Origin of the sequence: Mycolicibacterium houstonense (assembly GCF_900078665.2) — a bacterium.
GTDB lineage: Bacteria > Actinomycetota > Actinomycetes > Mycobacteriales > Mycobacteriaceae > Mycobacterium > Mycobacterium houstonense.
This window is the reverse complement of sequence record NZ_LT546207.1, coordinates 1606334-1617466: the sequence shown is the minus strand read 5'-3', so window position 1 is coordinate 1617466 and position 11133 is coordinate 1606334. Positions and strand designations below refer to the sequence as shown.

Here is an 11133-nt window from a genome sequence, read left to right as displayed (position 1 = left end):
CGGCCCGCCGATGTCGACGACGACGATGTCGCCGGCACTCAGCTCACGGTCGGAGCATTCGTGGTGCGGGTCGGCACCGTTGGGACCGGAGCCGACGATGATGAACGCCACCTCTGAATGCCCCTCGGCGACAATGGCTTCGGCGATGTCAGCGGCGACGTCGGCCTCGGTGCGGCCGGGCACCAGGAACTCGGGCACCCGGGCGTGGACCCGGTCGATCGCCGCGCCGGCCTTGCGCAGCGCGTCGATCTCGGCGGGGTCTTTGATCATCCGCAGCCGCCGCAGCACGTCGGTGGCCAGCACCGGTACCACGCCGAGCAGATCGGCCAGCGGCAGTAGGTGCAGGGCGGGCATCGAGTCCGTCACCGCGACGGCACTGCCCGGCCCGCCGAGCGCGTCGGCGACCATCTGATACGGATTCTGGCCGTCCACCCAATCGCGAACCGTCACACCGAGTTCGGTGACCGCCGACTCGCGCAGCGCCGCCAATTCCAGGCGCGGCACCACGATGGTCGGAGTGCCCTCGGCAGGCAGGACCAGCGCCGTCAGCCGTTCGAAAGTCTGCGCCCGCGATCCGACCAGGTACCGCAGGTCATAGCCGGGGGTGATGACCAGACCGGCCAGGCCCGCATCCGCTGCGGCTGACGCGGCCGCCGACAGCCGGTGGGCGTAGACATCGGTGGAGAAGCGCGAGGTGGCCATGACGACGAGGCTAACGCGTCGGGTCGTCACTCTGACGTGACACCCGACACCGACCGCCACTCTGGCGTGACGGTCGGCGCGACCCGATACTGTCGCTGGAATGCTGCGTGATATCTGTGATCTCGCCGACGATCCCGCGGCGTACGCCGCCGAACTGCGCAGCCGGTGGGGTGGCCTGCTGAGCTACCGCTACCTCGGCCGCTCGTACTCCTCGATGGACCTGGGCCCCGTCGACGACACGGTGACGCTGCGACGCGACATGCGCAATCCCCGCGGTGGCCTGCTGCTCGCGGTGCTGGGCATCTCGTCGCCCGACAGCGGCGGCGTCAGTGACCTGGAGGCCGTGCCCAATCCGGTCATCCACTCCTGCCAGGTGCTCGACCCCGGTGTGGATGTCGCCCGCATCCGGGTAGACACCGAGGTGCTCAAGCAAGGCAGGCAACTGGCCTACAGCCGGTCGGTGATCGTCGACGCCGACGATCCACAGCGGGTCATCGCCCTCACCGAGGGCCAGGGCATCTCCATCGGCACACCGCCCGAGGGCTTGGAGAAGATGCCGGTCGACCCCATCGACATCGTCGACGGGCCGGATCTCCCGCCGTTGTGGCAGGTGTTCGGCGGCTGTCAGCGCCCCGACGGGCACTGGGGGTTGCCGGAGCTGGCGGTCGAGGTGGCCTCGCCGGATGCGGCACTGCACATCGGCCCGCAGTTCGTGATCTTGGAGACTGCGGCCGCGGACGCGGCTGCCCACACGGCCGGTACCGATGCGCTGCAAGGGCTTTCATCGCATGTAATGTTCCTGGCTCGCGGCAAGTCCGGCCCGTTCCGGGTCGACACCCAGGTACTGTCCGGCCCGGGCGGCACCATCGCAGTTCGCGCCACCCTGCACGACGAGGGCGCAGGCGGCAAGGCGGTCACCGCGGCCTCGTACGTTTTCGGGATGGAGGAAACCCAGTGAACGACCCTGTTCTGCTGCTCGACGGTGCCAGCATGTGGTTCCGCGCGTACTTCGGGGTGCCGTCGTCGATCAAGGCTCCCGACGGCCGGCCGGTGAACGCGGTGCGCGGGTTCCTGGATTCGATCGCCACCTTGGTCACCCGCGAACGGCCCCGCCGGCTGGTGGTGTGCCGCGACGACGACTGGCGACCGCAATGGCGCGTCGACCTGGTGCCGTCCTACAAGGCGCACCGGGTCGAGGAGCCCCGCCCTGATGGCATCCCCGATGTCGAGGAAGTTCCCGACGAACTCACACCCCAGGTCGACATGATCATGGAATTGCTCGACGCGTTCGGCATCGCGACGGCCGGGGCGCCCGGATTCGAGGCGGACGACGTGCTCGGCACTCTGGCCACGCGCGAGCAGCACGATCCGGTGGTGGTGGTCAGCGGCGACCGCGACCTGTTGCAGTTGGTGCGCGACGAACCCGCGCCCCCGATCCGGGTCCTCTACATCGGCCGCGGGCTGGCGAAGGCGACAAAGTTCGGCCCGGCCGAAGTCGCCGAGACCTACGCGGTGCCGCTCGACCGGGCCGGGCAGGCCTACGCGGAGCTGGCATTGTTGCGCGGCGACCCGTCCGACGGGCTGCCCGGGGTGGCGGGCATCGGCGAGAAGACGGCCGCCACCCTGCTGGCCCGGCACGGGTCGCTGCACGGCATCCAGGCCGCCGCCGAAGACCCGAAATCGTCTCTGTCCAAAGCACACCGAGCCAAACTGCTGGCCGCGGCCGACTACATCGCCGCAGCCGAGCCGGTGGTGCGGGTGGCCACCGACGCACCCGTGACATTCTCGACCGACACCGACGAACTGCCGCTGGCCGCCGGCGACCCGGTCCGGGTCGCCGAACTGGCCGCGGCGTACGGAGTGAGTTCGTCGATCAGCCGGTTGCAGTCGGCACTGGACCAACTGCCCGGCGACTAGCCCCGAGAACGGGGTCTACTTGGGTCGGCCGACCTCGTAGGTGCCCTTGTCGTCCTTGAACGTCACCGTGACCTTGCGCTTGGTGCCATCGATCGACACCTCGCAGTCGAACGTCGCGTCCTTCTCGACCTTCGGGTTTTCGCCACCGTTGCAATCGACGTTGGTGACCTTGGTGGCGCCGTAGCCGTTGGTCTTGTCGGTCAGGATCTGCTCGACGCCGCTCTCGGCCTTGTTGATGTCGAGCTTGGTCGTCACCGCCAATCCCGGCAGCCAGAACGCCGTCACCGCGAGGACCACCAGCACCAGCGCCGGGACGGCGCCGGCGATGATCACCAGCGAACGCTTCGAGCCCGCCTCGGCACCCGGCGCACCGTACGGACCGAACTGGCCGGGAGCGCCGTACTGGCCCGGCTGGCCGTACTGCGGCGGCTGACCGGGCTGGCCCGGCTGGCCGAATTGCGGCGGCTGACCGGGCTGACCGTACTGGGGTTGCTGCCCGTAACCGGGAACCTGGCCGTATTGCGGCTGACCGGGCGGCGGATAGGCCTGCTGACCGTACTGCTCGGTCCCGGGGTACTGCGGCTGCTGCGGTTGCTGCTGCTGCGAGTAGTCCGGGGACGGCGGCGGGTACGCCGGGTATTGCTGCTGGGTGTAAGCCGGGGCCTGCCACGTCGGGGCCTGCGCCGTGGCGTCATCGGAACCGGGTGTCGGCGGCTGCCACGCCTCTGCGCCCGAAGGCTGCTCCCCCCCGGGCTCAGGCTGCTGACCGGGCCACTGCTGTCCCTGGTCAGATCCCTGCGGTCCGCTCATGGTTCTCCTTGATCCTGTTCGGTGTCGCCTGCCACACCTTACCCCGCATCAACAGCCACAACACCGCGCCGAACATCCTTTACGGCGCGTTTCGCGGTGTTGCGCAGCGCAGGAGTGGGTGCGGCATTGCGTACCTGGTCGAGCAGATCGAGCACCTGACGGCACCATCGGACGAAATCGCCCGCCGGCAACGCCGATCCCGATCCGTTCACGTCGGAGGCCGCCAGTGCGGCGGCCAGATCGCCGGTGGTGGCCCACCGGTAGACGGCGGTGACGAATCCCTCGTCGGGTTCGCGGCTCGGGGCCAGCCGGTGTCGCTGCTCGTCGCCGCGCAGATCCGCCGAGACGCGACGTGTCTGCGCCAGTGCCCGGCGCAGCGGTGCGGTCGGAATGTCGATTCCCACCGTGCCGCCTGCCGCGTCGCCGCGTGACTCGAACAGCACCGCGGACAGCACCCCGGCCAACTCTGCCGACTGCAGGCCTTCCCAGTGCCCGGCCCGCAGACATTCGGCCACCAGCAGATCGCTTTCGCTGTAGATGCGGGCGAGCAGGCGGCCGGCGTCGGTGACTCGGGGTTCACCCGAGACCGACTCGATGAAGCCGCGCTCGCTCAACAGCGCCACGATCCGGTCGAACGTGCGGGCCAGCGAGTTCGTCGCGGCGTTCACCTTCTGCTGGATCTGGGCGTTGTCACGTTCGATGCNGCGGCGACCCGTCCGACGGGCTGCCCGGGGTGGCGGGCATCGGCGAGAAGACGGCCGCCACCCTGCTGGCCCGGCACGGGTCGCTGCACGGCATCCAGGCCGCCGCCGAAGACCCGAAATCGTCTCTGTCCAAAGCACACCGAGCCAAACTGCTGGCCGCGGCCGACTACATCGCCGCAGCCGAGCCGGTGGTGCGGGTGGCCACCGACGCACCCGTGACATTCTCGACCGACACCGACGAACTGCCGCTGGCCGCCGGCGACCCGGTCCGGGTCGCCGAACTGGCCGCGGCGTACGGAGTGAGTTCGTCGATCAGCCGGTTGCAGTCGGCACTGGACCAACTGCCCGGCGACTAGCCCCGAGAACGGGGTCTACTTGGGTCGGCCGACCTCGTAGGTGCCCTTGTCGTCCTTGAACGTCACCGTGACCTTGCGCTTGGTGCCATCGATCGACACCTCGCAGTCGAACGTCGCGTCCTTCTCGACCTTCGGGTTTTCGCCACCGTTGCAATCGACGTTGGTGACCTTGGTGGCGCCGTAGCCGTTGGTCTTGTCGGTCAGGATCTGCTCGACGCCGCTCTCGGCCTTGTTGATGTCGAGCTTGGTCGTCACCGCCCATCCCGGCAGCCAGAACGCCGTCACCGCGAGGACCACCAGCAACAGCGCCGAGACGGCGCCGGCGATGATCACCAGCGAACGCTTCGAACCCGCCTCGGCACCCGGCGCACCGTACGGACCGAACTGGCCGGGAGCGCNAGGCGCCCGAGTAGTCGGCCGACGAAATCCGGCCCGCCCACCGGTGTTCGGTCAGCACCAGCGGCCGCGGGTCGTCACTGTCGCGTGCCGCGGGCTCCAGCACCACTGCCAGCCCGCCACGGCGCCCGTGGGTGATGGTGATGATGTCGCCACGGCGCAATGCGGCCAGCGCGTCGGTAGCGGCCCTGCGGCGCTGCAATCGGGACGCCCGTGACTGCGCGCGTTCGCGTTCGCCGATCTTGGTGCGCAATCGGACGTAGTCGAGGATCGGCGCGTCCTTGCCACCGAGTTCTGCGGCGAGTTCGCCCAACATCCGCTCGCCGCGGGCGATTCCGCGCACCAGCCCGACCACCGACCGGTCGGCCTGGTACTGCGCGAAGGACCGCTCCAGCAGCTTGCGGGCCTGCTCGGGCCCCATCTGCTGCACCNGGCCGCCGCCCCGGCCCCGACCGCGCGGCTGCCAGTCGGCGAGGCGGTCGGCCTCGCGCCGATGGCTGATGTGACGCAACAAATCTGGATCCACGAGGGAGCTTCCGGTGCCCTCGAAAAGATCGAACAGCCGCCTGCCGACCAGCATGTGCTGCGACAACGGGACGGGTCGGTGCTCGTCCACCACGACGGTGGTGTCACCGCGTACGGTCTGGATCCAGCCACCGAACTCCTCGGCGTTGCTGACCGTCGCGGACAGGCTGACCAGCAGCACGTCGTCGGGCAGGTGCAGGATGACCTCCTCCCACACCGCACCGCGCATCCGGTCGGCGAGGAAGTGCACCTCGTCCATCACGACGTAGGAAAGCCCTTGCAGTGCAGCCGAATTCGCATACAGCATGTTGCGCAGCACTTCGGTGGTCATCACCACGATGTCGGCATCACCGTTGATGGACTGGTCGCCGGTGAGCAATCCGATCTTGTCGGCGCCGTAGCGGGCCACCAGGTCGTTGTGTTTCTGGTTGCTCAGCGCCTTGATCGGTGTGGTGTAGAAGCACTTTCCGCCGGCCGCCAGGGCCAGATGCACGGCGAACTCGCCCACGATCGTCTTGCCCGCACCCGTGGGCGCACACACCAGCACACCGTGCCCGCCTTCGAGCGCGCGGCAGGCGCGCAGCTGGAAATCGTCGAGTGCGAACGGGTATTCGGCGGTGAACCGGGCCAGTTCACCACCGGAGGGACCATCGGTCTCAGGTGGCATCGTCGTCGATCCGCGACGGCACCGACTCCGGCGCCGTGACCGGATCCGGTCGCGGCACCGGCTCGACCGTCGGTATCGGCGCCGCCTCGTCCTCGGGCACCTCCAGCGCCTCGCGCCGGGCCTTGCGCTTGTCGTTGACCCGCGCCACCTGGATGGCGAACTCCAGCAGCAAGCTGAGCGCGCACGCCAGTGCCAACATCGTGAACGGGTCCGACCCGGGGGTGGCGAATGCCGCGAAGACGAACAACCCGAAGATCAGTCCACGGCGCCACGCCTTGAGCCGCTCGTAGGTGAGCATGCCGACGAGGTTGAGCATGATGATGAGCAACGGGAACTCGAAGCTGATGCCGAACACCAGGAGCAGGTTGATCAGGAACCCGAAGTACTGGTCGCCGGACAGCGCGGTGACTTGGACGTCGCTGCCGACGGTCAGCAGGAACCCCAGGGCGGTGGCCAGCACCACGTAGGCCAGGACCGCGCCGGCGATGAACAGCAGGGCGCCGACGCCGACGAAGGCCATCGCGAAGCGGCGTTCCTTCTTGTACAGGCCCGGGGTGATGAACGCCCACAGCTGGTAGAGCCACACCGGGCAGGCCAGCACCACGCCGGCCGCCAGCCCCACTTTGAGGCGCAGCATGAACTGGTCGAACGGGCCGGTGGCCAGCAGGCGGCACTCGCCGTCTGGAGCGATCGTCGCGCGCGCCGACGCCGGCAGCTCGCAGTACGGGCCCCGCAGCCATTCCCCCAGGCTGTGGAAGCCGAAGAAGCCGTGGGTGTACCAGAGGAAGCCGAAAATCGTGGTCACCACGACAGCCGCCACCGCGATCAGCAGACGGTTGCGCAGTTCTGCCAGATGGTCGACCAACGACATGGTGCCGTCGGGATTGACCCGCGAACGGCGGCGGCGGGGATCGAGCTTCTTGATGAATCCGGAGGTCACGGGCGTGTTCTAAAGGCCTGGTCGTGGGCGCGAAGCGGCACCGCGGGGCGGTGTCCGCGATCGGTGGCCGGACCGGTCAGGCCGTGTGGCGGTCCGGGGACTGCTCGGGGGCAGGCGCCTCGACCCGCTCGGAGGCGATCGGCTTCGCGGGCGGCGTGCTGTCGGCCGAGGAGGCCGAAGAGTCCGACTGCATTTCCTTGATCTCGGACTTGAAAATCCGCATCGACTTGCCCAGCGACCGCGCGGCGTCCGGCAGCTTCTTGGCGCCGAAAAGCAGCACGAACACCGCGATGACGATGACCCAGTGCCAGGGTTGTAGACCACCCAATTTGGTTACCTCCAGACGTCGGTGCTGAGTCTACCCGCGTGCGCCGTCGGCGTCGTGGGCGTGCAAGGCGACCGCGTCGTAGACGCGCAGAGACTCCCGGGCCGACTCCTGCACCTGCTGCGCCAGTGACTGGGGCGCCAACACGCGCACCGCCGAACCGAATCCGAGCAGGAACCGGGCCATCCAGTCCTGTGAGGCGTAGGTCATCTCCGCCTCACAGGCGCCGTCGGCCATCTCCCGGACGACCCGCAGCGGGTAATAGTCGAACATCCATGAGGCTGAGCGGTCGATCACCAGGGACGCTGTCGGCAACGACGGATCGGCGGTCTCGGGGTCGAACAACGAGGTGTCGGGCCCGGCCTGCACGGCCGGCGAGGGCGGGGCCGACGGGTCGTCGAGCAGTTCGGCGGCCACGATGCGGTCGAACCGGAACATCCGCACCGCCTCGGCACTGCGGCACCATGCCTCGAGGTAGCTGTTGTCACCGATCAGCACCACCCGGATCGGGTCGACGGTGCGTGTGGTGAGCGAGTCGCGCGATGCCGAGTAGTACTCCAGCGTCAACGCGCGCCCGTCGCGCACCGCGGCCCGCACCGCGGCGGCCGCACCCGTCTCCTGCGGAACGATCTCCTCGACCGCGGCGCGTTGGCTACCCGCCGCGGATTCGATCTTGGCGATGGCGCTGCGCGCGGCCTCGGGGTCGACCATGCCCGGCACGTCGACCAGGGTGCGCAGGGCGACGAGGACCCCGGTGGCTTCGGTGGAAGTGAGGCGCAGCGGACGGTCGACGCCCGCGCTGAAGGTCACTTCGACGGTGTCGCCCTCGAAGTCGAAGTCGATCAGATCGCCGGGGCTGTAGCCGGGCAACCCGCACATCCACAGCTGCCGCAGATCATCGTCGAGCTGCTTGGCCGTGACGCCCAGGTCCGACGCCGCCTGAGCTCGGGTGACCTTCGGATTGGCCTGGAAGTACGGCACCATGTTGAGCATCCGGACCAGCCGGTTAGACACCTGGCTCATGCGAGATCCCCGGCGTGCGCCCGCAACCGGCTCACCACGTCGTCGCGTAACGACTGCGGTTCCAGCGCGACAGCGTCGGCTCCGTAACTGNACGCCCCAGGGCTCGACGGTGCGGGTGGTGTGCTCGGCGGTGCGCGACGCGCGGTGGCGGAACTGCACGGCGTGCCCGGAATCGATCGCAGACAACAGGATTCGCAGAACCTCCTCGGAGCCGCGCAACCCAGGCAGCGTCGCGGTCGACGCGATGGCGACGTCGGCCCCGTCGGCGTCGACGTCCACGCCCGCGGCGCGCAGCTTCAACAGCGCGCCCTGGGTCGCGGTGACCAGTTCCGGGGACTGCCACAACTGGGTGGCCACCGCCACGGCCGCGGCCTCGTCAGCGCTCAGCTGCACCGGCGGCAGCGCATAGGAGTCGCGGTTGATCCGGTAGCCCTCGGTCGGATCGAACTTCGACACCCGGCCGGTCTCCAATGGGATGCCCAGATCGCGCAGCTCGTTCTTGTCGCGCTCGAACATCCGCGAGAACGCTTCGTCGCTGGGACTGTCGGCGTACCCGGCCACACTGGTACGGATCTTCTCGGCAGGCAGGAACGACCGAGTGGACAGCAGGGCGATGACAAGGTTCATCAACCGCTCGACTTTGGATACCGCCACGAGAGGAAAGCTTAGGGCCTGATTGCCGCGGATCCGGTCAGCGACGGGGATGGGCGAGAGGTGGCATGCTGAGGCGGCGGTGTTGAGCGCTGTGTCCCTCGGCGGGCGGGAGGTGAGCATGCACACGCTGCTGCGCGCCGCGCTGGTGACGGCCGTCGCTTTCAGCACTGTTGCGTGTAATCAGGTGCTGGTCGGTGCCGCGGTGGCCGAACGGGACGCTTTCCCCGATCTGTCCGGCTATCCCCTGGCGGAGGACGTCTACGGCACCGAGAACACTCGCAGGTACTTCAGCGGCGACACCTTCCGCACACCCGATGGCCAGCGTTGTTCGATCAACACCCGCGATTACCTGCACCGGCTCTGGTGTCATGGTCCACGGCCGGACAAACGCGGCTACTGGGACACGTCGTTCGGACCCGAAACCGCAGCGACCATCACTCCAGCTGACCCTCCGAAAGTGGGCGGTGAACCCAGCCAGGGCTTCTTTGAACTACCGCCCGGACACAAGATCAATCTCCAGGCGGGCATGGTGTGCGCGGTGGGCGCCGATCCGTCGGTCGGACTGTTTGCATGTCGTGCCGGTGGGCACGGCTTCGTGTTCACAAAGACTTCGACGCGCGTGTTCTGACCCGCGCGCGGGCTCACATGCTGGCGATCAGGCGCTTGACCCGCTCGTCGACCGAACGGAACGGGTCCTTGCACAGCACCGTGCGCTGAGCCTGGTCGTTGAGCTTGAGATGCACCCAATCGACGGTGAAGTCGCGGCCGGCCTCCTGTGCGGCGCTGATGAACTCGCCGCGCAGCTTGGCCCGCGTGGTCTGCGGTGGCGTATTCACCGCGGCGTCGATTTCCTCGTCGGTGGTGATCCGGGCGGCCAGGCCCTTGCGCTGCAGCAGGTCGAACACGCCTCGGCCGCGCTTGATGTCGTGGTAGGCGAGATCGAGCTGGCTGATCTTCGGGTCGGACAGCTCCATGTTGTAGCGGTCCTGATAGCGCTGGAACAGTTTGCGCTTGATCACCCAGTCGATCTCGGTGTCGACCTTGGCGAAGTCCTGGCTCTCGACCGCGTCGAGTTGGCGGCCCCACAGATCGACCACCTGCTCGATCTGGCTGCTCGGCTCGCGGGTCTGCAGATACTCCACGGCCCGGCTGTAATACTCGCGCTGGATGTCGAGCGCGCTGGCCTGCCGCCCACCGGCCAACCGCACCGGGCGCCGCCCGGTCAGGTCGTGGCTGACCTCGCGGATCGCCCGGATCGGGTTGTCCAGAGAGAAATCGCGGAACGGGATGCCGGCTTCGATCATCTCCAGCACCAGCGAGGCGGTGCCCACCTTGAGCATGGTGGTGGCCTCGCACATGTTGGAGTCGCCGACGATGACGTGCAGGCGGCGATACTTCTCGGCGTCGGCGTGCGGCTCGTCGCGGGTGTTGATGATGGGCCGGGACCGTGTGGTCGCCGAGGAGACGCCCTCCCAGATGTGCTCGGCGCGCTGGCTCAGGCAGTAGGTGGCGGCCTTGGGCGTCTGCAGCACCTTGCCCGCGCCGCAGATGAGCTGGCGGGTCACCAGGAACGGCAGCAGGACGTCGGAGATCCGGGAGAACTCCCCGGCCCGCACGATCAGGTAGTTCTCGTGGCAGCCGTAGGAGTTGCCGGCCGAATCGGTGTTGTTCTTGAACAGGTAGATGTCGCCGCCGATGCCTTCGTCGGCCAGGCGCTGCTCGGCGTCGATCAGCAGGTCCTCCAGCACGCGCTCACCGGCGCGGTCATGGGTGACCAGCTGGGTCAGGTTGTCGCACTCGGCGGTCGCGTACTCGGGGTGGCTGCCCACGTCGAGATACAACCGGGCGCCGTTACGGAGGAACACGTTGGAGCTGCGGCCCCACGACACCACCCGCCGGAACAGATAGCGGGCAACCTCGTCGGGGCTGAGCCGGCGATGGCCGTGGAACGTGCAGGTCACACCGAATTCCGTCTCGATGCCCATGATTCGTCGCTGCACGCTATCGAGCTTACGGGGTGGTTCACCGCAACGGTGGGCAAGCTCGCGGGGACGGTGCGGCGAATTCTCGGCAGCTGGCTGCCATACTCGTTCGACGCGGCGACCGCAGGTCCC

9 protein-coding genes and 5 pseudogenes are annotated in these 11133 nt (G+C 68.4%); 4 read left to right on the top strand and 10 right to left on the bottom strand.

The features are described 5' to 3' along the window. Positions 1 to 702: M24 family metallopeptidase (locus BN4332_RS08125; protein ID WP_160110822.1), on the bottom strand; the 702-nt coding region annotated here is incomplete at its 3' end. A 100-nt stretch (positions 703 to 802) separates the two neighbouring features. On the opposite strand from BN4332_RS08125, the gene BN4332_RS08120 reads away from it, so the two are divergent. Together BN4332_RS08120 and BN4332_RS08115 are read left to right on the top strand one after the other, a co-directional pair. Then, positions 803 to 1660, top strand: coding sequence for a hypothetical protein (locus tag BN4332_RS08120; protein WP_066897975.1), 858 nt, complete (start codon positions 803 to 805; stop codon positions 1658 to 1660). Further along, positions 1657 to 2619, top strand: coding sequence for a 5'-3' exonuclease (locus BN4332_RS08115; protein ID WP_074133010.1), 963 nt, complete (start codon positions 1657 to 1659; stop codon positions 2617 to 2619). Before BN4332_RS08120 ends, BN4332_RS08115 begins: the two co-directional genes overlap by 4 nt. Positions 2620 to 2634: 15 nt before the next feature. On the opposite strand, the gene BN4332_RS08110 is transcribed toward BN4332_RS08115, so the two are convergent. Then, positions 2635 to 3429 carry a DUF4333 domain-containing protein gene (locus BN4332_RS08110; RefSeq protein ID WP_066897974.1) on the bottom strand — a complete coding sequence of 265 codons (795 nt, stop codon included), beginning with the start codon at positions 3427 to 3429 and terminating at the stop codon, positions 2635 to 2637. A 38-nt stretch (positions 3430 to 3467) separates the two neighbouring features. Further along, positions 3468 to 4130 (bottom strand): annotated as a pseudogene (locus BN4332_RS08105) (DEAD/DEAH box helicase); the annotation flags it as partial. A 5-nt stretch (positions 4131 to 4135) separates the two neighbouring features. Between BN4332_RS08105 and BN4332_RS08100 the strand changes: the two are divergent. After that, positions 4136 to 4489: pseudogene (locus BN4332_RS08100) on the top strand (5'-3' exonuclease H3TH domain-containing protein); the annotation flags it as partial. Between the two features lie 15 nt (positions 4490 to 4504). Here the strand turns inward: BN4332_RS08100 and BN4332_RS08095 are convergent. The 6 genes and pseudogenes from BN4332_RS08095 to BN4332_RS08070 form a co-directional block, all read right to left on the bottom strand. After that, positions 4505 to 4885 (bottom strand): annotated as a pseudogene (locus BN4332_RS08095) (DUF4333 domain-containing protein); the annotation flags it as partial. Next, a pseudogene (locus BN4332_RS08090) lies at positions 4866 to 6077 on the bottom strand (DEAD/DEAH box helicase); the annotation flags it as partial. The pseudogenes BN4332_RS08090 and BN4332_RS08095, both read right to left, overlap by 20 nt. Further along, complete coding sequence (gene tatC / locus BN4332_RS08085) at positions 6067 to 7017, bottom strand: twin-arginine translocase subunit TatC (RefSeq protein ID WP_066897971.1); 951 nt, start codon at positions 7015 to 7017, stop codon at positions 6067 to 6069. The pseudogene BN4332_RS08090 and the gene tatC, both read right to left, overlap by 11 nt. 76 nt (positions 7018 to 7093) lie before the next feature. After that, positions 7094 to 7345: a Sec-independent protein translocase subunit TatA gene (gene tatA, locus BN4332_RS08080; RefSeq protein ID WP_066897970.1), complete on the bottom strand. Its 252-nt coding sequence runs from the start codon at positions 7343 to 7345 to the stop codon at positions 7094 to 7096. 30 nt (positions 7346 to 7375) lie between these two features. Next, positions 7376 to 8365, bottom strand: a complete 990-nt coding sequence (locus tag BN4332_RS08075) for a helix-turn-helix transcriptional regulator (protein ID WP_066897988.1) — start codon at positions 8363 to 8365, stop codon at positions 7376 to 7378. A gap of 84 nt (positions 8366 to 8449) precedes the next feature. Further along, positions 8450 to 9019, bottom strand: a pseudogene (locus BN4332_RS08070) (helix-turn-helix transcriptional regulator); the annotation flags it as partial. A gap of 82 nt (positions 9020 to 9101) precedes the next feature. Here BN4332_RS08070 and BN4332_RS08065 point away from each other — a divergent pair. Further along, complete coding sequence (locus BN4332_RS08065) at positions 9102 to 9647, top strand: hypothetical protein (RefSeq protein ID WP_220096854.1); 546 nt, start codon at positions 9102 to 9104, stop codon at positions 9645 to 9647. Positions 9648 to 9660: 13 nt separating this feature from the next. Here BN4332_RS08065 and pafA read toward each other — a convergent pair whose 3' ends face one another. After that, positions 9661 to 11019, bottom strand: coding sequence for a Pup--protein ligase (gene pafA, locus BN4332_RS08060; RefSeq protein ID WP_096866856.1), 1359 nt, complete (start codon positions 11017 to 11019; stop codon positions 9661 to 9663). Between the last annotated feature and the right edge of the window lie 114 nt (positions 11020 to 11133).

Bases quoted from the DNA above. Each gene is read 5' to 3' on its own strand.
- BN4332_RS08120 (WP_066897975.1), top strand. From the start codon at position 803: ATGCTGCGTGATATCTGTGATCTCGCCGACGATCCCGCGGCGTACGCC.
- BN4332_RS08110 (WP_066897974.1), bottom strand. From the start codon at position 3,429: ATGAGCGGACCGCAGGGATCTGACCAGGGACAGCAGTGGCCCGGTCAG.
- BN4332_RS08075 (WP_066897988.1), bottom strand. From the start codon at position 8,365: ATGAGCCAGGTGTCTAACCGGCTGGTCCGGATGCTCAACATGGTGCCG.